Here is a 17,257-nt window from a genome sequence, read left to right as displayed (position 1 = left end):
GGTGATGGTTTATGCGGAGGCACGGCCGAGCAGCACCGCATCGTCGAGCGCCCAACTGAGCGCAACGGTATCGCCGACCGAGACCGGCCGGTCGAAATAATCGCCGTCGTCTGATATGACGGTGAAGTCGTCGCTGCCGGCGCCGAGAACGGTGATCTTCACCGACGAGCCGCGATATTCGATGTTGGAGACGATGCCGTTGAAGCCGAGCGTCCATTCGGTCGCCACCTGCAGGCGGACGCGGTCGGTGCGGATGCCGATATCGACAGGCTCGCCGACCTCCCTGCCCGTTCCGCGCACGGAAAAGCTCTGGCCCTCCGGCACGGTCATGACGATCACGCCGTTCTCGCTCGATGTCACCCGGCCGGAGAGCACGTTGTGGTCGCCCATGAAGCGGGCGACGAAGGCTGTTGCCGGCCGCTCGAAAACCTCGCGGGGTGCAGCCGCCTGTTCGATCCGGCCGTCGTTCATGATGACCATGACATCGGCGAGCGCCATCGCCTCTTCCTGGCTGTGGGTGACGTGGACGAAGGTAATGCCGAGCGACTTCTGCAGCTTCTTCAGTTCGGCGCGCATGCGGATCTTCAGGAACGGATCAAGCGCCGACAGCGGCTCGTCGAGCAGCAGCGCCTCCGGATCGGTGATCAGCGCGCGTGCTAGCGCCACGCGCTGCTGCTGGCCGCCGGAAAGCTGCGCCGGACGCCGGTTGGCATAAGGCTCCATCTGCATCAGCTGCAGCATCTCGAGCGCCTTTGCCCGGCGCTCCGCCTTGTCGACGCCTTTCATCTTGAGGCTGAAGGCGACGTTGTCGATCAGGTCGAGATGGGGGAAGAGCGCATAGGACTGGAACATCATCGCCGTGCCGCGCCTGGCCGGCGGAAAATCGGTGACGACGACATTGCCAAGGCGGATATCGCCCGAGGAGATACTCTCATGGCCGGCGATCATGCGCAGCGTCGAGGTCTTGCCGCAGCCCGACGGGCCGAGGAAGCAGCAATAGGAGCCGGCCGGAATCTTCAGGCTGATTGCATGGACCGCTGTCGTCGCCCCATACACCTTCGAAACGGATACTATATCGATCTCTGCCGCTTTCGACATCATGCCTTCCCCTGTTCGGAAAAGACGATGCATCCGCCGTGCCAGATTGTGTCGCGTCCTCTTAAACCCTTACGGAGAAAGGATTTCAGCATCAGCCGGCGCATGAGAGCAATTTATAGGCAGGTCTGCATATGCACATGAATTAGGCTTTCGTCCTCAATTCGTGCAAAAAATCGTATACAATTTAACCGTCATTTCGAACGCAAATTCGTTTAACTTTTGCCGCGAAGCCGGATATGGTTTGCACGTTCACCAGGAAACGATTTGATGAAATCCGCCGCCAAGGCACTGTCCGAAGATACCTCCGAAACCGGCGCACAGCAGATCCGCGACGCTATTCGCGATGCGATCGTCGAGCGCAGGCTTTCGCCCGGCACCAAGCTGTCGGAAAGCGATGTGGGCAATCTCTTCAATGTCAGCCGCACGCTTGCACGCGCCGCTCTACAGGCGCTCTCCTATGAAGGGCTCGTCAGCGTCGAGACGAACCGCGGCGCCTTCGTCGCCTATCCCTCGCCGGAGGAAGCCCGCCAGATCTTTTCCGCCCGCCGCCTGGTCGAGCCTGGCATATTGCGCGAGGCGGCGGCACGCATCACGCCCATCGATATCAAGCGGATGAAAGAGCTTCTGCTGGAGGAAGGCCGCCTGATGAGCGAGCGCGGCCAGACCGCGCGCCGCGCCGAGATCAAGGCATCGGGCGATTTTCATCTGATGCTGGCGGAAGTCTCCGGCAATGCGATCATGCAGCGCTTCATGGAGGAACTCGTCGCCCGTTCCTCTCTTGTCATCGCCCTTTACGGTCAGTCGACCGCATCGAGCTGCGGCCATTCGGAACATGGCGACATCATCTCGGCGATCGAAACCAAGGATCTCGACCGCGCCTGCCAGTTGATGCTGCACCACATCGCCCATATCGAGGCCGATCTCGACCTGCGCGAACGCAAAAGCCTTGGACTGAAAGAGGCCTTCGAACTCTGAACGTGGAAAAGGCGCGGACAGCTTTCGCATGCCCGCACCCGAATGAAGCGAAGTCTAGAGCAGTCACCAGGGCGTCGTCTTCGGCAGGTCATCGAGAGCCTTGAAGATTTCCTCCACGGTGCGCGGCTCGCTGGAGCGCAGTTTGACGGTCCCGTCGCGCCCGATCAGGATCAGCCCGAACTCGCCGGACGGCGGCCCCTGCAGCCGCTCTCTAATATCGTCGGCATCGAGCTCCCAGTCATCGTCGAACAGCGCAAAGGCACCGCCGCCGGCGATGGTGAATACCTCGATGTCTTCCTCGATGAGGCGCATTTGCGCCTTGCGCAGCCATTCGTCCTGGATGAGGGGGCGATCGTCCTGTGCATCGGCAAAGATGATCAGTACGCGCTTGTTGTCGCGAAACTGCTCGAGCGATCGCGGGAGAGCCGGCTCGCGCCGGGGCGTGCCGATGATTTCATGAACGATGGATTTCAGCATGTGCTCATTCCCAGGCCATTTCTTGATGCGGCCGTGCTGCCGGATTAACGGCTGGGAATGAGCGAGGTTCCGCCAAGAAACGGAAAAGGATCGCAGCCGTGGCCGCGATCCCTAAGTCTGTCAGTCACGGCTTTGATCTTCAGCCGCATGGGCCGAAACGGCGACGAGATCCGCGGTGCCGTTGGCAAGAAGGCGCTTGCGCACCAGCACGCGCATGACGCGCGCAGCCGTCGAGAAGGTCATCTGGTCGAGCGGGCCTTCGCCCTCCCACGGCTTGGTCAGCCGTTCGGTGACGGCGCCGACGATGTTCATCGGCACGATGTCGGTGCATTCGCGCATGGCTTCGAAAACGAAGCTGATGGGCATGACCCGACCTTCGTGAGTCACGATCGGCTCGGTCAATTCGCTATCCCATTCCTCAAAAGCATACAGCGCTTCGCGAAACAGCTGCTGGAGGGTAAACGGCGCGTGGCCGTCATGAAGTGGCGGCAGGGCATTCATCATGTCTGTCTCCTCTTGATGGATTGAAGCCAAAGTCCTCCGGTATCGGTCGCATCGACGCGGGAACGGCGAACATTTTGCCCCCTGCGAACCGAATAACACTATTGATTCTATAGAGTAACGCGCTGGGGATAAAGCCATTTATCCCCGGTCGCGGAAGCGAATTTCCTAACGCTATGATTTAGCTTCATTTTTTAGTTGAAATTTTCTCGCTGGGCGCCATCGTTAAAATTCTATGCCACCAGCGCGAAATCGCTCGGGAATGGCACGACGCAGCCAAAAAACCCTGAAAATTCACGGAACTTTTATCGCTGTAATCTGTTTTGTTCTCACAACTCGCCAAACCGACTGGGATCACCAACAATGACGCAAATTCGCGAACCGGAGCGCCGAAGCAAAATCTTGCGCGGCCGCCCCTATAGCCTTGATGAATTCGCCTCCAAATATGGACTGCGCAGCGAGCAGGCAGAAAGCCTGTTCACCCGTTTCGGGCCCTCCTCGATCGAGCTCGACCTGTTGATGGCAGCCAAGCGCCGTCAGCCGGTTCTGCCAGACAGAATTGCCGAATAACTTTCTTTCACCAATGGAATGGAACGGATAGATGAGCGACAGACGCCACGAATGGATCAGCAAAAGAGCTTACGCGATTTGGGAAGAACACGGCCGTCCCCACGGCCGTGATGACGAACACTGGCGCCAGGCGGTTGCTGAACGCAATGCTCTGGAACGCACGAAGGCCTCCGCCGATGGCCGCGAGGTGCTGGTGAAGTTTCGCCCGAAACCGCCGCGGCCCGAAATGCCGCGACAAGATTGGGTCAATCCTTCGACAAAGGTCGGCTGACCTTTGCCTCGCTTCCGGCTCAGTCGATGCTGAGCCGGAAGCGAGCCTGAAAATCTCCCCGCCACCACATCGGGAAATTGGTTCCCCATTTATTGTTGTGCAGATTGAAGCGGATGCCGGCGTCAAAATCCGGCCGCGTCCGGCAGAACGTCATGAAATCCCAACTCTGAGGCGCAACGAGCGGCGCATCGAAGGTTTCGATCGTGAGCCGATCTCCTCCGCCAAGATCGCCACGCGCAGCACTCACCGCCTGCAATTGCGCCCCGCCGCCCGGCGCCATGTTTGGCGATCGATGCCAGAGGCCCATCTTGAGGAAACTCCAGTCGGTGACGCTTTCGGGCGTGAAGGAAAGGAAGCTCGCCTCCGGCATGCGATTGGCCGGCTTGTCGCGCAATGTCAGGCGCAATTCGAGCCGGTCGTCCGTAGCGGTGAAATGCAGCATCACACGGGCCGGCGCGCCGTACGCCTGCACCGCCTCATCAGGCATCGACAGAAGCACACCCGTCCCTTGCGTCGCCTCCAGCACCGGCGGAAAGACCTTGGAAAGGGCAGCACCCGAGCGGGCGAGCCCCGGCTTGTCGTGGTCGAGCACCGCCCATTCCTCGCGATGGGTCAGATAGGTCCGCATGTGCCGCTCGACGTCGCCGGCATCGTAGCTTTCGTATCGATAGGCGATCAGCGAACCGTTACGGCCGGCAATCCTCCTGCCGGAGGGCGCGACGATCTCGACGACATCCCCGCTGACAGCGTCGAGCGCGATCGACCAGCCGCCGGCGCGGAGGGTAAGGTCCCGGCCGCCGCCTTCGACCACGGCGGGTGCGGCGCATTCGGCAAGCGCGGCTTGGGCGGCGCTCCGGTCTATCTCGTCCAGTTCCGAAACCGCCTGGTCGAGATAGGCCCGCTGCTCGTCCCATGAGGCTTCGGTATAGGCGAAGCGATAATCGGACCGGCGCGCGGCCTCGAAATCGGCCCGCGACCACGCCTTTTCGTCGCGCAGATAGGACTTGATATCGACGCCGCAGGTATGCTCGGCCACCATCGCCAGCCCGCGCCCGAAGGCAAGGCGGCGTTGGTCGAGACCATCCGCCGCGAAGCTGTCGTAGAGCCGCTGCAGCGCCAGGAACCGCGCCGTCTTCACGGGATCGCTGGCTGAGCCATGGATCCAGCTGTCGCCAAGTTCCAGTTCGACGACGGGAAAGCGCTCGCGCCCGTTCCAGAGAATGGCGCCATAGTCATCGAGCGTCGCAGCACGGATAACCGCGTCCGGCTCGCGGGCGCGTAGCTCCCGATAGGCTTCGGCCGTCTGCGGCACGCTCTGCGGGCCGATATTGTCGTTGGTATGGGCAAAGCTCAGGCCGTCCGCAAAGCCTTCCGGGAAACAAGTCTCGCCATAGGAGCGCTGGTACATGACGACAACCTCCTCGCCGTCAGGCGCCCGCCAGCGGAAGATCTCGGGCACATCGGGCGGCGGCGAGGCCGTGTTGACGCCGATATGCAGGAAGCGGATGCCGGCCTCTGCCAGCAGCGGCACCATGCCGAGCGTATGGCCGGGCACGTCGGTCATCTTGGCGGCGATCGTCGTCTTGCCGAAGCGGCGGTCGAGCTCTTGCGCATAGGAAAGCCCGGCCCGGAAGAGATCCGGCGACATCAGCTCCGTATGGGTCGTGAACGGCAGGCCGTGCCAGCGGATCAGCCCGCGCTCGATCGCCTGTTCCAGTGCCGCGACTTCTCCCGCCGAGCGCGAATTCAGATGGTCCCAGATCAGCCAGGCGCCTGTCGTCCAGATGAATTTCGGCACGTCTGGATTTTCGGCATGGAAATGCTTGGCCGTCTCGATCGCCTGCGGAATGAAGCGCTCGTGATATTGCCGGCGGACTTTCTCGGCATGGTCGGTAAAACCGATATCGAGATGGGTCTTGAAGATGAGATGCACGCGCTTTTCAGTCATTTCAATTCCGTTGTGCTCACAGCCCCCAGGCATCCCGAATCATTCGTGCCGGCGGCGGCAGACATGGGAAACAGCTCCTGAACGCCGTATGTTATTCCGCCAACATGCACCGCCGCGACACAGTGTAACCGTTTACACGGGCACCATTGCGCCTGTCGGAAACGCTTCGTCAAGCATAACGGCTCAAATCGATGGAGGAATGTCGAATCTCATTGACCTCCTTGGAATGCCGCCGTTCGGTGCTCCAAGCAGATCGGGTACGGGAGTAAGATGAAAACGTATTCACCCGTGGCAAGGCCTCGCTGGTCGCGACGCGGGTGCCGGTTTCGATGTCCGGCCAAGCCTGTGGAAATCGGGGGGAGAAGCCGGAGCCCGCTCGCAGCGCCTTTTCAGAAGGCGTTGCTTTCCTCGCAGAGCGCTTTATGGACTGCAGTCCAGAACAGCGCCAGCGGGGTGTCGCCGTTGCGTTCGGCAACGAGCGCGCGGATCAGCGCTTCGGAACCAGCCATGTCCTGCCAGCTGGATTTCAGGCCTTTGGCCGCCTGCTGGCATTCGACAATCTCGAATGGTCTCTTGCTGTCCATATGAGGTCTCCTCATGAAGGCGCTAACAGATGGGGCCGAAATAGTCATTCCCCGCATATGTGGGGATGCCTTGTATTTGTTACGAAAGTCACGTTAGGTTTGAGGAATTGGGGCGGTAGGAAATGAGCGAGAATACCTATAGCGAAAAGTTCGAGTCCGCTTTCGAACAGATCAAGGGCGCGGCCAATGTGGATGCCGCCATCCGCATTCTGCAGGCCGAATATGCGCTCGATTTCGTGACCTACCATCTCGCCCAGACGATCGCGAGCAAGATCGATTCCCCCTTCGTGCGCAGGACCTACCCGGATGCCTGGGTCTCGCGCTACCTCCTCAACAGCTATGTGAAGGTCGATCCGATCGTCAAGCAGGGCTTCGAACGCCAGCTGCCTTTCGACTGGAGCGAGGTCGAGCCGACGCCGGAGGCCTATGCCATGCTGGTCGACGCCCAGAAGCACGGCATCGGCGGCAACGGCTATTCCATTCCTGTCGCCGACAAGGCACAGCGCCGCGCCCTGCTGTCGGTGAATGCCCGCATACCGCAGGAGGAATGGGTCGAGCTGGTCCGCCGCTACCGCAACGAATGGATCGAGATCGCCCATCTGATCCATCGGAAAGCCGTCTACGAGCTCTACGGCGAGAACGATCCCGTGCCGGCGCTTTCGCCGCGCGAGATCGAATGCCTGCATTGGACGGCTCTCGGCAAGGATTACAAGGACATCTCGGTCATATTGGGCATATCGGAGCACACCACGCGCGATTACCTGAAGACCGCCCGCTTCAAGCTCGGCTGCGCCACCATTTCGGCGGCCGCCTCGCGGGCCGTACAGTTGCGCATCATCAATCCCTAGTATCGACCCGAAATCGGTTTTCGGACGGCGCGATGCCTCGATTAAAAGAGCCGGAGCGTCGCGGTCCTTGCCGCGCCGCGGTTGCACGTGTCCTAACCCGTTTCATCATACTTTTGGGCTAATCCCCCCATCTGGGGGGGCCTATCTGAGGGAATTTCCGATCCGGCCCGCCTGAACCATTCTGCTTTCCACGGACTTGCAAACGCTGGAGGGCAAAATGTTCGCTATCATTCAGGCACATGAGTATCAGAAATACGCCGCCGTACTCGACCAGATGTTTCGCCTGCGCAAGAAGGTCTTCGCCGATACGCTGGGCTGGGACGTTCCTGTCATCGGCCCCTACGAGCGCGACAGCTACGATTCTCTTTCTCCTGCCTATCTCGTCTGGTGCAACGACAGCCGCACCCGTCTCTATGGCGGCATGCGCCTGATGCCGACGACCGGCCCGACCCTTCTCTACGACGTGTTCCGTGAGACGTTCCCCGCTGCCGCCGATCTCATCGCCCCCGGCATCTGGGAAGGCACGCGCATGTGCATCGACGAAGAGGCGATCGCCCGGGATTTCCCGAATATCGACGCCGGCCGCGCCTTCTCGATGATGCTGCTCGCCCTTTGCGAATGCGCGCTCGATCACGGCATCCACACAATGATTTCCAACTACGAACCCTATCTCAAGCGCGTCTACAAGCGCGCAGGCGCCGAAGTGGAAGAACTCGGCCGCGCAGACGGCTACGGCAAGTACCCCGTCTGCTGCGGCGCCTTCGAAGTGTCGGACCGCGTGCTGCGCAAGATGCGCGCCGCCCTCGGCCTGACCCTCCCCCTATATGTCAGGCACGTGCCGGCCCGCTCGGTCGTGACCCAATTCCTGGAGATGGCAGCATGAACCGCCTCGCTGAAAACACCACTATGCAGAAAGATATCACCGCGCTGGAGCGCCACGTGCTCGCATCTCGCGACATCGCTACGCAGATAGGGGATCCCTTCCTCTCCTATCTCCTCTCGATGGCTCTGTTCACGATCTATGAGAAGAAGGCCCATTACGAAAACGAGGCGCTGAAGAGCAGCTTCAGCTGAGGTTCCCTCCGCCACATCTGAAGACGAGCATGCTCCCGGCGCCCCCGCGCGCAGCCCGAAAACCCGCAACAGGTTTTCGGGCTGCGCGCCGCGTCACGTCATCAGCGAATCGATCGCCGAAATCAGCGCGTCGTGCATATAGGGCTTCGGCAGGAAGGCGGCATTGGCCGGCAGCGCCATCGGATCGAGCTGCACCAAGCCCGAGGTGATGATGATGCCGATGTTCGGCCGCATCGCCCTCACCCGCTTGGCAAGCTGGATGCCGTCCATCGAACCGGCCATATTGACGTCGGTGAAGAGGATATCGATATCCTGCCTCCCCTTCAGCACCACCAGCGCCTCATCGGCATTGGCCGCCTCCAGCGCCACATGGCCGACGTCCTCAAGCGCATCGAGGACATTGAACCGGATCACCGGCTCGTCCTCCACGATGAGCACCACGGCACTGTTCAATCCCACCATCTCAGATCGCCCTTTTCATGCGGTATGCGATTCGCATAAGTGCGGCCCGCGCGAGAAGGTTCCAGTACCTCTGCCCATGAAACATGCATCATCCACAGATGCTTGCGCTCTCCGCTTGTGGCTCCCAGCAATTTGCGTTAGAGCGAACCCATGCCGCGGGAACCATTGCCCCGGCATCCACGGTGCCGGCCTTCGGCGCCCAAGGGCCTGTAGCTCAATGGTTAGAGCCGGCGGCTCATAACCGCTTGGTTGGGGGTTCGAGTCCCTCCGGGCCCACCATTTTTTCAGGCTTTTCACATCGCGGCCGATGCCAGGATCTCGAATAGCTATCCAAGCAAAACGTCGCATGACGGCCTATAATTTGCATAGAAACTGCTCCTAAACGATTTTCGATGTAATTTGGTTTGCAGTTTGTCAGGACGAGGCAATGGCAGAAACATCTATCGAGTGGACTGATGCCACCTGGAACCCTGTTGCTGGTTGCTCAATCATGAGTGCGGGCTGCACAAACTGCTATGCTATGAGAATGGCAGCCCGTCTTGATGCGATGGGCCTAGAAAAATATCGCGGGCTTACGCGAAAGAGCGGTAGCCGCGCAAAATGGACGGGTGACATTCGATTGGACGCCACCGCGCTGAGCATTCCCGATACCTGGGTGAAGCCTCGAAACGTATTCGTCAACTCGATGTCCGACCTCTTTCATCCGGGCGTTCCCGTGGAATTTGTACGGAAAGTTTGGGATGTTATGGCGCGGACTGAACGTCACACATACCAAATCCTAACGAAGCGACCGGATCGAATGGCACAAACCCTTCGTGATGGTTTCCGGGTTTTGCCAAATGTTTGGCTGGGAACGAGCGTAGAAGACAGTCGCGTACTCCACCGTCTAGACGAGCTTCGAGTAATCCCTGCAGCAATCCGCTTCGTCTCGTTCGAGCCCCTCATCGGCTCTGTGGCAGGCGGTTCATTAGATGGAATTCATTGGGCTATCGTAGGCGGAGAATCTGGGCCTAACGCCCGACATATCGAGCCCTCGTGGATTGACGAGATTTTCGACATGTGCAGCGACGCCGATGCGGCCTTCTTTTTCAAACAATGGGGTGGCAAGAACAAGAAGGCTACAGGGAGAATCTACCGTCAGCGAACCTGGGATCAGATGCCGCGCGTGAGTATGTGACCTGCAATCTCGGTTGCCAATCTGACGGCGGCTTTGTTCGGGTTTGCGATTGCAAAGAAGAGCGAAGCCATTGGGGCGCCATTCGGATGATGCAGCCGCATGGGTTCCAGAACTCCGCCCTTGAACACGGATCGAAGTCTGTCGCCGACCCAAGCTTCGATTCGATTGACGTCAAACGTCCGACGTTCCTCAACGACCCGTTCCCCGAATATGTCGAGTTGATGGGCTCTATGTTCATACCATTCATCTCGCCAGGTCGAAGTGCCGAAGACCCTGTTGAGAATCGCGACCTTGCTAGCATCCAATCGCTCAGGATCCATTGGCGCGTTTCGGTATAACCCTGACAACGGGAAGAAATACCAACAGTCGAGCGCCTCCGTCTTGGCTACCGCCTCGACAGTTTCCCAAGAGACTTCCATCCCATAAGGATCGAGAAATACGACTCCTCTCATCCGCTCTCGTTGCCAGTGGTACCGGTTGCAGACGTGTTGGACGATCCTATTTGCGTCTCCCTCACGGACTTGTGCTCGGCTTTCAGGATACTCACTCAGCACACCTTTGAGCGCAGCGACGCGTTGTGGGTCCTTCTCGATCAACAGAACATGATGGAACGCTGGCCTTGTCTCCAAAGCAATCCGCGCGCTGCCGGGCGTGGAAACCTCGACGACCGACTCTTCGCCGTGGCCCATAAAGGGGAGGACCGCTTTCGTCTCCGTTCTGCTTCCCGTGCCGGCAAAAGCATCAATGTAGATGCGAGAAAACGCCTTGTTTTGCAGCGCCGTCGTATAGGCGGTGAGATACCTGCGGAGGCAATCCAGCTTTCTTTCCGTTTCGGAACTACCAAAGAAGTGCCTAGCGTCCAATTTGCCTTGCCTACAACTGAATCAGATACTCGCCGATGGATAGCAATCTGGCAGGCTAAGTCTCACAGTCAAGCTAGTCTCTAATAACATCCAAGGAATACTGCCTAAGCTTTTCCTATTGCGCCGTATCTTCGACGCGATCACCTCCTGATGATACGGATTTCGGAACCTGCATAATAAACCAACGCATGCATAGTTGCTTCGCCTGCAGCCCTACACTGCCGCTAACCGATGTAACACCGCTAGCCGTAATACTCTGGCCTCGACCCACTCGAAAGTCCGATGAACTGACATTCAGAGCGGCAATCGGCCTGCCAGCGCTATTGAGAAACAAAAAGTCAGACGCGAAATAAAGATCGGTCGGCGCCTTGTTTTGGATCGGCAGGTTGATTCTGACTTCTGTACGCAGTGGGTTCCCCAAATCCTGTTCCTCGGTAATCTGCGGCATAGAGACTTTCACCAGATTGCTCCGCGGCTGGACAAGTCCAAACCCATTAAGGCATTGGAAGTCCCCATATTTCTCGACCACCCTTTCATCAGCCATCGCCAAGCTGGAAGATGCCACAAGGGCAATACCAAAGATCAATCCCCGACCGTTCAAACTCTGCTCCCCAACCTATTGCCGTTAGGCAGGCGTGATCTGCCTGCTTAGTTCACTCGGCCTTCACCGTCGCTCGCTCAGCCTTCGGCTATCGCAGCTCGGCCGCCTTCTCGGCGTTCCAAATTGCCGGATCGTAAATACCGACGCTATTCGCGTCTTCCCTATCACTGGTACTTTCGAAGCCGGCATCCCGCGCTTCGTGTTCCAACAGAATGCCGCAGATTAAAGTCGAGCCAGTTAGGACAAGGAAGGCGATCCCGGCACGTTTAAATTTAGACTTTCTTCGGCGCCACACGAATAGTGACGTGAGCAGGTTCCAGCCCATGTAAATGATGGTGAACAAACCTAGAAAAGCAAATGCCGTGCTCATTCATTCCCCACCAAGCCGAGGCCCGCCCTCAAGGGCTGGCGCCTTCGCATCTCATACCGATTCCCCTAAGCTAAGTAGCTAATCGATCGAGTGAATGAGGCATTTTTTGAACAGACTGCAGCTTCCATATTCGTTATGTCCAAGCAACGACATATGCACGCTACGCCCCGGGGCGATTGTTTACCTGTTACTCGCCACGTCGTCATCGATTGCGAGCCGAGCGCGGCCCTAATAACTACAAGACCGCCCATCACTAGGCCTGAACCCACCCCCGCAAGCCGGATTGAGCGGCTGGCTCTCATAATAGCCACCAATCGACGAAGTCTGGTCGAGGCTTCCGGACGAGGTGCAGGCCGAAGTGATCGTGGCAAGGCTGATCAGCGTTCCCACTGTGATAAATGCGAAAAATCGGGTCATCTGAGCTTCTCCTTCGCAAGGGCATGACTTTGCCCCAAATGGACGATGTATAGCGCCCGACCGCCTGGACGACCCCTCTTAACGTCAATGTGATCGCCTAACAGGCTGCTTTCTCAAGCCTATGCGCTGTCACATAACTGTCATGCAAAATTGCCCATTGTTCCGGCAGCCTGCGCAAAATATACGCTGCCGGCTAACAAAAAAAAGAATGAGTGAATTGCAATGAGTGCCATACAGAAACTTTTCAACCGCCGGCTCCTGAGCCGTTTCGTTAGCGGTCTCGGGGCTGTTCCCCAGCGCATTCGCGAAGCCCGCGAAGAACGCACGCCCGCCATCCATCCATCCTTCATGGATGATTTCGGCGCCTGATCGTCAACGCGTCCGCTGGCCGCGGGATAAGGCAAACGACCTTATCCCGGCCGGCCCTTCCCCTCAGTTCACAACGGGTGCAGCCGGCTCGCCCCAGCTGGAAATGGGTTGGCCGCCCTTGGTCGCCACGCGCATGTCGTAGAGCGCGAGCGAGGCCTGGAGCTGCCGCATATCGCTGCAGCGCTTGATGATGCCGCCGATATACTGCACGCAGTCGCTGGCGCTGCCTTGCACCGAGCCCGTCGCCCAATCCTTGACGATCCCGTCGGCACCCACCAGGAAATAGGAAAGCCGGTTGTTCTGCGAAACGGTGGAACTGCCGACCAGGCCGGCGAAATTCGTGCCGGTCTCGGTCTTGGCGGCCGGCGCCATGTGCCGGTAGATCATCATACCGTTCTTCAACGGCGTCGCGCCGATCATCGGCCCGAAGGTCGCCTCCGAGCCCGAAAGCTGCGCCATCGGCGACTGGCCAAGATTCGCAATCTCTGAATAGGGCTTGCCCAGCGCATAGCTGGTGTAAGAGCGGTTGGCGGCGTTCTCCACCTTTTCCGCCACCTGAGTGCACCCCGCCAACCCGATGGCGAGGACGATCGAAAAAACTGCCATGAAACGCATCCTGCCCCCTCGCCGGCCACTTTGTGTCCGGAAGCCCCTTGGGCGCCCGTTTTGAAGCGGCCGCCGTCTGTTTCTTAACCCGCTGTCATTGCTAGCAGCTTTGCGGGATTTGGGAAGCGGTCGCGTTGCCAAGTCGGTTTGTGCTGGGAGGAGTGTTGTTTGCTTGCAATGTCGCGGGATAGCAACCCGTCGGTTCCTGTCCAGGCGTTTTGGCTTTTAAGGATCAGCGAATAGCCTTCGTGCTCAAGCCCCAACGCACGCATCCCTCACATTTTTCTCCCGATACACATGCGCCTGTCTTTTCCGCCGCAATAGCTTCACAATCAACCGACAGAAAGCTCATCCGGGAAACGACAACTAGGGAATGAAACATGGCGCCGATTCTATCAAAGACTATTGTGATGACTGCCCTTCTGGCCCTGCCGCTGGCCGCCGCAGCGCCGGCATTTGCGCAGGAGGCAAAGCCGCGCGAGCCGGTGATCTCGGTGACGGGGGACGGCGAATCGGCCGTGGCGCCTGACATGGCCGTCGTCAATCTCGCTGTCGTCAAGCAGGCGAAAACCGCCCGCGAAGCGCTTGATGAGAACAACAAGGCAATGAACGAGGTGCTCAAGGCGCTGAAGGACGGCGGCATCGCCGAACGCGACCTGCAGACCTCGGGCTTTTCGATCCAACCGCAATACAATTATCCGCAGCCGACCGACGGCCAGCCCGCGCAACCGCAGCTGGTCGGCTACCAGACCATCAATTCCGTCACCGTCCGGCTGCGCGATCTTTCCAAGCTCGGCCAGGTGATCGACCAGTCCGTCACACTCGGCATCAACCAGGGCGGCGACATCCAGTTCACCAACGACAAGCCGGAAGCAGCCCTCGAAACGGCGCGCAAGAATGCCGTTGCCGATGCCGTGAAGAAGGCGAAGACGCTGAGCGAAGCCGCCGGCGTCAAGCTCGGCCGCATCATCGAGATCAACGAAAATGTGCCGCGCCCGCTGCCGCAGCCGGTCTATCGCGCCACGATGATGAAGGAAGCTTCAGACGGCGCCGTTCCCGTCCAGGGCGGCGAGAACAACTACAATGTCAGCGTCACCGTGACCTTCGCGATCGACCAGTAAGCCTTTGGCCGGGCGGAAGAAGATCGTTTCTTCCGCTTGGCCGCACAAAAAGAAACCGCCCTTGCCGACCTGGGGAGACGGGCAAAGGCGGTTCTTGGCCGCCGCATCGGGGAGACGAGGCGGCAATGGTTTTAGTAGCGGCGCAGAGCGGGGCAGCCGCGCACATTGGCGAAGCTCATCTCGTCGGGGCCGCGACGTGTCCAGCCCTGCACGATGACGCGGCGCGGGGTGATATCGACGACGCGCGCGCGGCGGAAGCCGTAATCCCGGGCCATATCTTCGGCAAGACGCGGATCGCAGCCGCGCATCGGCCGGCCGTAACCGGGCGGCGGACCCGGACGGCGATAATCCGGCGGCGGGCGGCGGTAATCCGGCGGCGGACCACGGTCCGGCTCACCGATAATGATATTGAACTGGGCGGCAGCCGGGGCCACCGTGCCGGCAAGGGTGCCGGCTGTCAGCATGGCGGCAAGACCCGCCTTTGCCAGAAACTGCATCATTTAAGAACCTCTCCTTTAAGGTCGTGCGGCCGAGCCGCCCTCCCACTCTCCGCATCACGCCGCACCATCATGCGGGAATCACCCATACGGATTAGACACAAGACGGCTGAAAGTGGCGCCGTCAAGGCAAAACGGCGCCAAGTGCCGCCTCAGCGCCGGATCAGCGGGCAGCCGCGGACATTCGCGAAGGTGATCCTGTCCCAGCCACGGCGGTCGCGCCCGGCAACGACGACGACGCGCGGCGACATGCGGGCAATGCGGACATCCCGCAGGCCGAGATAATGCGCCTTGCGCACGGCCCGCATCGGCGAGCAGCCATATATCGGGCGATGATATTGCGCCTCGACGACGAGATTCGTCTGCGGTCCCGCGGCGGCGGCGGTGGAAATAGTGGCCGGAATGGAGCAAAGCGCCAGCACTGCGGCAAAGCAAGCCTTGGTGAGGAAATGCGTCATGGAGTGTCTCCGTCGATCGGTTTTACCCAAGGTCTCCCTTCAGGGATTGCCTCGACAGTAGACGCTGCAAACTGAATGGCGTTCGAACCGGGCATTCACTTCTCATTCAGAAGGATTACCCCTTTCAGGGGCTGAGATGCAGCACGATTTCGCGCCGGTGCGGCCGGTCCCGATGTTCGAAGAGATAGATGCCCTGCCAGGTGCCGAGCATCAGGCGCCCCCTGGCGACGGGAATGCCGATCGACACCTGCGTCAGCGCCGACTTGATATGCGCCGGCATATCGTCCGGTCCTTCGTCCCTATGCACGACCCAGCCCATCGAGGGATCGGAGGCCGGCGGCACGAGGCGGCGGAAGAAGGCGAGAAGATCGGTGCGCACGTCGGGATCGGCGTTTTCCTGGATCAGCAGCGAGCAGGAGGTGTGGCGCACGAAGACGGTGAGCAAGCCCTCCTCCTGCCCTGACACGCTGACGAAAGCATCAGCCTGGTCAGTGAATTCGTAAAGGCCCTGCCCGCGCGTGGACAGGGTGAGGATCGTCTGAGGCAAGGCGCTCTCCATCTTGCAAGGATATCCCCGCGAGGTGGCAAGCCGCGGTCGGCAAGTCAAGCTTGCCCGGGCAAGTCAATGGCCGTTTCAGGGTGAGGAGAGGATGAAGCGCCGGTTGGCGGCAAGCACCGGCCGGGCATTCATCGGATAGACCGCCGTGAAGGTCTTTATATCCTTCTCATCGACCTCGATCGGCTGTCTCGCCACCATCCAGTCGACGATCTCGCTGCAGGGCGGCGTCGTCAGCGACCCCTCATAGGACCAGTAGGAGAATTCTTTCGGCAGCAACCCGTTCGGATCGACATCTTCGACTACCGCTTCGCCGCCCGATGTTTTCGGAAAGGCGGCCGCCAGCCGCGAGAAAGTAGCATTGGTGGCACCCGGCGTGATGAACACGCCGAGCACGCCTAGCGCGCCGCTTTCCCGGTGCTTATGGACGAAATGGACTTCCATCGGGAAGCTTCTGCCATCGACATGATGTTCGCTCGGCGCATGGAAATGATATTGCAGCAACTCGTAGCTCTTGCCGCCGCGCGAAAGCCTGCTGCCGTCAGGCATGTTGACCTGTATCATGTGGCCGTTGTTGACGATCTGCCCGCCCGGCTTCCAGTCGATCGCAAGCGGCGGAAGCTCAGCCTTGACGGCGCCGGTCAGGTCGAGCGGCGATTGCTGCGAACCGGCCGAACAGACGGCGTTCTCAGGCGCCAGCGCACCCCAGTGGTCAGGGCCGGATTGTCCCTCATAGCTCCAATTCCCAGCCTCCGCGGCAAAGCCCGCCCGGGCGCAGGCCGGACAGGCGCCAAGCACGATCAATCCCCTGATGAAATCACGTCGCTGCATCTCCGTCCCCCCAACGAGGCAGCCGGCGGCCGGCCGAGCCCCGCGGAAATTATGCACGCTTATCGTGCAGATTGAAACATCAAGCACATGACATTTGGAAGACGGGCGTCAGAGCTTGAGCAGCGTCTCGAAGCCGCCGTAGATCATCCGCTTGCCATCGAACGGCATCTGCCAGCCGTCGCCCTTCAGTCTCGGATCATCCATCACCTTGGCATTGATCTCGTCGCGCTCCTGTCGAGAGCGATAGGTGATCCAGGAAAAGACCACCACCTCGTCCTCTTTGGCCTGTACGGCGCGGGGAAAGGAGGTCAATTCGCCATAGGGCACGTCGTCGCCGAGGCATTCGACATATTCGAGCGCGCCATATTCCTTCCAGATCGAGCCGGCGAAAGTCGAGAACTTCTTATAGGCCTCGATATTCTCCCTCGGCACCGCCACCACGAAACCATCGACATAAGACATTTCACTCCTCCTCCGCGCGTCTGCGCCTCGTATTGACGGGAGAGATAGGAAACGGATCGGAGAGGTCCACCCCGGCGAACCATTCGCCCGGTTGGAAGCGGGCCAGCAGCATGCTTAATAT

Annotated in this window: 25 protein-coding genes and 1 tRNA gene; 10 read left to right on the top strand and 16 right to left on the bottom strand. The window is 59.7% G+C overall.

Annotated elements, in window-relative coordinates; all coding sequences use genetic code 11:
* Window positions 1-9 precede the first annotated feature (9 nt).
* Complete coding sequence (locus EFD55_RS05005; RefSeq protein WP_125843770.1) at window positions 10-1,098, bottom strand: ABC transporter ATP-binding protein; 1,089 nt, start codon at window positions 1,096-1,098, stop codon at window positions 10-12.
* A 267-nt stretch (window positions 1,099-1,365) separates the two neighbouring features.
* Here EFD55_RS05005 and EFD55_RS05000 point away from each other — a divergent pair, with 267 nt between their 5' ends.
* Window positions 1,366-2,073 (top strand): GntR family transcriptional regulator, encoded by a 708-nt coding sequence (locus EFD55_RS05000; RefSeq protein ID WP_125843512.1) that lies wholly within the window; start codon window positions 1,366-1,368, stop codon window positions 2,071-2,073.
* 63 nt (window positions 2,074-2,136) lie between these two features.
* Here the strand turns inward: EFD55_RS05000 and EFD55_RS04995 are convergent, their stop codons facing one another.
* Both EFD55_RS04995 and EFD55_RS04990 read right to left on the bottom strand, forming a co-directional pair.
* Window positions 2,137-2,550 (bottom strand): DUF4174 domain-containing protein, encoded by a 414-nt coding sequence (locus EFD55_RS04995; RefSeq protein WP_125843511.1) that lies wholly within the window; start codon window positions 2,548-2,550, stop codon window positions 2,137-2,139.
* 120 nt (window positions 2,551-2,670) lie between these two features.
* The gene (locus tag EFD55_RS04990) at window positions 2,671-3,054 is read right to left on the bottom strand and encodes a BRA0787 family protein (RefSeq protein WP_008531003.1); all 384 of its coding nucleotides are present in this window, start codon (window positions 3,052-3,054) and stop codon (window positions 2,671-2,673) included.
* A 360-nt stretch (window positions 3,055-3,414) separates the two neighbouring features.
* On the opposite strand from EFD55_RS04990, the gene EFD55_RS04985 reads away from it, so the two are divergent.
* Window positions 3,415-3,621 (top strand): hypothetical protein, encoded by a 207-nt coding sequence (locus EFD55_RS04985; RefSeq protein WP_125843510.1) that lies wholly within the window; start codon window positions 3,415-3,417, stop codon window positions 3,619-3,621.
* Window positions 3,622-3,652: 31 nt separating this feature from the next.
* Window positions 3,653-3,892 carry a DUF2934 domain-containing protein gene (locus tag EFD55_RS04980; RefSeq protein ID WP_125843509.1) on the top strand — a complete coding sequence of 80 codons (240 nt, stop codon included), beginning with the start codon at window positions 3,653-3,655 and terminating at the stop codon, window positions 3,890-3,892.
* Between the two features lie 19 nt (window positions 3,893-3,911).
* Here the strand turns inward: EFD55_RS04980 and EFD55_RS04975 are convergent, their stop codons facing one another.
* Both EFD55_RS04975 and EFD55_RS04970 read right to left on the bottom strand, forming a co-directional pair.
* Window positions 3,912-5,840 carry a DUF5054 domain-containing protein gene (locus EFD55_RS04975; protein ID WP_125843508.1) on the bottom strand — a complete coding sequence of 643 codons (1,929 nt, stop codon included), beginning with the start codon at window positions 5,838-5,840 and terminating at the stop codon, window positions 3,912-3,914.
* 389 nt (window positions 5,841-6,229) lie between these two features.
* On the bottom strand, window positions 6,230-6,424 hold the full coding sequence (locus EFD55_RS04970) for a hypothetical protein (protein ID WP_125843507.1): 195 nt from the start codon (window positions 6,422-6,424) through the stop codon (window positions 6,230-6,232).
* A gap of 122 nt (window positions 6,425-6,546) precedes the next feature.
* Here EFD55_RS04970 and EFD55_RS04965 point away from each other — a divergent pair, with 122 nt between their 5' ends.
* The 3 genes from EFD55_RS04965 to EFD55_RS04955 all read left to right on the top strand — a co-directional run bounded on the left by EFD55_RS04965 (window position 6,547) and on the right by EFD55_RS04955 (window position 8,346).
* On the top strand, window positions 6,547-7,272 hold the full coding sequence (locus EFD55_RS04965; RefSeq protein ID WP_125843506.1) for a LuxR family transcriptional regulator: 726 nt from the start codon (window positions 6,547-6,549) through the stop codon (window positions 7,270-7,272).
* A gap of 217 nt (window positions 7,273-7,489) precedes the next feature.
* Window positions 7,490-8,155 carry an acyl-homoserine-lactone synthase gene (locus tag EFD55_RS04960; RefSeq protein WP_125843505.1) on the top strand — a complete coding sequence of 222 codons (666 nt, stop codon included), beginning with the start codon at window positions 7,490-7,492 and terminating at the stop codon, window positions 8,153-8,155.
* Window positions 8,152-8,346 (top strand): hypothetical protein, encoded by a 195-nt coding sequence (locus EFD55_RS04955; RefSeq protein ID WP_125843504.1) that lies wholly within the window; start codon window positions 8,152-8,154, stop codon window positions 8,344-8,346. Before EFD55_RS04960 ends, EFD55_RS04955 begins: the two co-directional genes overlap by 4 nt.
* 93 nt (window positions 8,347-8,439) lie before the next feature.
* On the opposite strand, the gene EFD55_RS04950 is transcribed toward EFD55_RS04955, so the two are convergent.
* Entirely contained in the window at window positions 8,440-8,808 is a 369-nt protein-coding gene (locus EFD55_RS04950) for a response regulator (RefSeq protein ID WP_125843503.1), read from the bottom strand.
* Window positions 8,809-9,011: 203 nt separating this feature from the next.
* On the opposite strand from EFD55_RS04950, the gene EFD55_RS04945 reads away from it, so the two are divergent.
* Both EFD55_RS04945 and EFD55_RS04940 read left to right on the top strand, forming a co-directional pair.
* A tRNA-Ile gene (locus tag EFD55_RS04945) sits at window positions 9,012-9,087 on the top strand.
* Window positions 9,088-9,235: 148 nt separating this feature from the next.
* Window positions 9,236-9,985 (top strand): DUF5131 family protein, encoded by a 750-nt coding sequence (locus tag EFD55_RS04940; protein ID WP_125843502.1) that lies wholly within the window; start codon window positions 9,236-9,238, stop codon window positions 9,983-9,985.
* Here EFD55_RS04940 and EFD55_RS04935 read toward each other — a convergent pair.
* From EFD55_RS04935 to EFD55_RS04920, 4 genes are all read right to left on the bottom strand, one after another.
* Complete coding sequence (locus EFD55_RS04935) at window positions 9,961-10,848, bottom strand: three-Cys-motif partner protein TcmP (RefSeq protein WP_125843501.1); 888 nt, start codon at window positions 10,846-10,848, stop codon at window positions 9,961-9,963. The genes EFD55_RS04940 and EFD55_RS04935 overlap by 25 nt on opposite strands.
* Window positions 10,849-10,963: 115 nt before the next feature.
* Window positions 10,964-11,449: a hypothetical protein gene (locus EFD55_RS04930; protein WP_125843500.1), complete on the bottom strand. Its 486-nt coding sequence runs from the start codon at window positions 11,447-11,449 to the stop codon at window positions 10,964-10,966.
* Window positions 11,450-11,537: 88 nt separating this feature from the next.
* Entirely contained in the window at window positions 11,538-11,819 is a 282-nt protein-coding gene (locus EFD55_RS33045) for a hypothetical protein (protein ID WP_165504920.1), read from the bottom strand.
* A gap of 228 nt (window positions 11,820-12,047) precedes the next feature.
* A complete protein-coding gene (locus EFD55_RS04920) occupies window positions 12,048-12,236 on the bottom strand; it encodes a hypothetical protein (RefSeq protein ID WP_125843499.1) in 189 nt (62 codons plus the stop codon).
* 222 nt (window positions 12,237-12,458) lie between these two features.
* Between EFD55_RS04920 and EFD55_RS33040 the strand changes: the two genes are divergently transcribed.
* Entirely contained in the window at window positions 12,459-12,605 is a 147-nt protein-coding gene (locus EFD55_RS33040; RefSeq protein ID WP_165504921.1) for a hypothetical protein, read from the top strand.
* Window positions 12,606-12,668: 63 nt separating this feature from the next.
* On the opposite strand, the gene EFD55_RS04915 is transcribed toward EFD55_RS33040, so the two are convergent.
* Entirely contained in the window at window positions 12,669-13,220 is a 552-nt protein-coding gene (locus EFD55_RS04915; RefSeq protein ID WP_125843498.1) for a hypothetical protein, read from the bottom strand.
* Between the two features lie 371 nt (window positions 13,221-13,591).
* Here EFD55_RS04915 and EFD55_RS04910 point away from each other — a divergent pair, with 371 nt between their 5' ends.
* Window positions 13,592-14,332 carry an SIMPL domain-containing protein gene (locus EFD55_RS04910; protein WP_125843497.1) on the top strand — a complete coding sequence of 247 codons (741 nt, stop codon included), beginning with the start codon at window positions 13,592-13,594 and terminating at the stop codon, window positions 14,330-14,332.
* A 131-nt stretch (window positions 14,333-14,463) separates the two neighbouring features.
* Here the strand turns inward: EFD55_RS04910 and EFD55_RS04905 are convergent, their stop codons facing one another.
* The 5 genes from EFD55_RS04905 to EFD55_RS04885 form a co-directional block, all read right to left on the bottom strand.
* Window positions 14,464-14,832, bottom strand: a complete 369-nt coding sequence (locus EFD55_RS04905) for a hypothetical protein (RefSeq protein ID WP_125843496.1) — start codon at window positions 14,830-14,832, stop codon at window positions 14,464-14,466.
* Between the two features lie 149 nt (window positions 14,833-14,981).
* Window positions 14,982-15,287, bottom strand: a complete 306-nt coding sequence (locus tag EFD55_RS04900) for a hypothetical protein (protein ID WP_125843495.1) — start codon at window positions 15,285-15,287, stop codon at window positions 14,982-14,984.
* 124 nt (window positions 15,288-15,411) lie between these two features.
* Complete coding sequence (locus tag EFD55_RS04895) at window positions 15,412-15,834, bottom strand: secondary thiamine-phosphate synthase enzyme YjbQ (protein WP_125843494.1); 423 nt, start codon at window positions 15,832-15,834, stop codon at window positions 15,412-15,414.
* An 87-nt stretch (window positions 15,835-15,921) separates the two neighbouring features.
* Complete coding sequence (locus tag EFD55_RS04890) at window positions 15,922-16,674, bottom strand: carbonic anhydrase (protein ID WP_125843493.1); 753 nt, start codon at window positions 16,672-16,674, stop codon at window positions 15,922-15,924.
* A gap of 108 nt (window positions 16,675-16,782) precedes the next feature.
* Window positions 16,783-17,136, bottom strand: coding sequence for a DUF1428 domain-containing protein (locus tag EFD55_RS04885; protein WP_125843492.1), 354 nt, complete (start codon window positions 17,134-17,136; stop codon window positions 16,783-16,785).
* Between the last annotated feature and the right edge of the window lie 121 nt (window positions 17,137-17,257).

It is taken from the genome of Rhizobium pisi, from assembly GCF_003938655.1.
Taxonomy (GTDB): domain Bacteria; phylum Pseudomonadota; class Alphaproteobacteria; order Rhizobiales; family Rhizobiaceae; genus Rhizobium; species Rhizobium pisi.
This window is presented reverse-complemented; position numbering and strand designations above follow the sequence as displayed.

Coding starts and splice junctions, on each gene's coding strand:
- EFD55_RS04920 (WP_125843499.1), bottom strand. CDS start 12,236: ATGACCCGATTTTTCGCATTTATCACAGTGGGAACGCTGATCAGCCTT.
- EFD55_RS04910 (WP_125843497.1), top strand. CDS start 13,592: ATGGCGCCGATTCTATCAAAGACTATTGTGATGACTGCCCTTCTGGCC.
- EFD55_RS04960 (WP_125843505.1), top strand. CDS start 7,490: ATGTTCGCTATCATTCAGGCACATGAGTATCAGAAATACGCCGCCGTA.
- EFD55_RS05005 (WP_125843770.1), bottom strand. CDS start 1,098: ATGTCGAAAGCGGCAGAGATCGATATAGTATCCGTTTCGAAGGTGTAT.
- EFD55_RS04940 (WP_125843502.1), top strand. CDS start 9,236: ATGGCAGAAACATCTATCGAGTGGACTGATGCCACCTGGAACCCTGTT.
- EFD55_RS04970 (WP_125843507.1), bottom strand. CDS start 6,424: ATGGACAGCAAGAGACCATTCGAGATTGTCGAATGCCAGCAGGCGGCC.
- EFD55_RS04995 (WP_125843511.1), bottom strand. CDS start 2,550: ATGCTGAAATCCATCGTTCATGAAATCATCGGCACGCCCCGGCGCGAG.
- EFD55_RS04975 (WP_125843508.1), bottom strand. CDS start 5,840: ATGACTGAAAAGCGCGTGCATCTCATCTTCAAGACCCATCTCGATATC.
- EFD55_RS04915 (WP_125843498.1), bottom strand. CDS start 13,220: ATGCGTTTCATGGCAGTTTTTTCGATCGTCCTCGCCATCGGGTTGGCG.
- EFD55_RS05000 (WP_125843512.1), top strand. CDS start 1,366: ATGAAATCCGCCGCCAAGGCACTGTCCGAAGATACCTCCGAAACCGGC.
- EFD55_RS04990 (WP_008531003.1), bottom strand. CDS start 3,054: ATGATGAATGCCCTGCCGCCACTTCATGACGGCCACGCGCCGTTTACC.
- EFD55_RS33040 (WP_165504921.1), top strand. CDS start 12,459: ATGAGTGCCATACAGAAACTTTTCAACCGCCGGCTCCTGAGCCGTTTC.
- EFD55_RS04980 (WP_125843509.1), top strand. CDS start 3,653: ATGAGCGACAGACGCCACGAATGGATCAGCAAAAGAGCTTACGCGATT.
- EFD55_RS04965 (WP_125843506.1), top strand. CDS start 6,547: ATGAGCGAGAATACCTATAGCGAAAAGTTCGAGTCCGCTTTCGAACAG.
- EFD55_RS33045 (WP_165504920.1), bottom strand. CDS start 11,819: ATGAGCACGGCATTTGCTTTTCTAGGTTTGTTCACCATCATTTACATG.
- EFD55_RS04955 (WP_125843504.1), top strand. CDS start 8,152: ATGAACCGCCTCGCTGAAAACACCACTATGCAGAAAGATATCACCGCG.
- EFD55_RS04950 (WP_125843503.1), bottom strand. CDS start 8,808: ATGGTGGGATTGAACAGTGCCGTGGTGCTCATCGTGGAGGACGAGCCG.
- EFD55_RS04885 (WP_125843492.1), bottom strand. CDS start 17,136: ATGTCTTATGTCGATGGTTTCGTGGTGGCGGTGCCGAGGGAGAATATC.
- EFD55_RS04900 (WP_125843495.1), bottom strand. CDS start 15,287: ATGACGCATTTCCTCACCAAGGCTTGCTTTGCCGCAGTGCTGGCGCTT.
- EFD55_RS04890 (WP_125843493.1), bottom strand. CDS start 16,674: ATGCAGCGACGTGATTTCATCAGGGGATTGATCGTGCTTGGCGCCTGT.
- EFD55_RS04985 (WP_125843510.1), top strand. CDS start 3,415: ATGACGCAAATTCGCGAACCGGAGCGCCGAAGCAAAATCTTGCGCGGC.
- EFD55_RS04905 (WP_125843496.1), bottom strand. CDS start 14,832: ATGATGCAGTTTCTGGCAAAGGCGGGTCTTGCCGCCATGCTGACAGCC.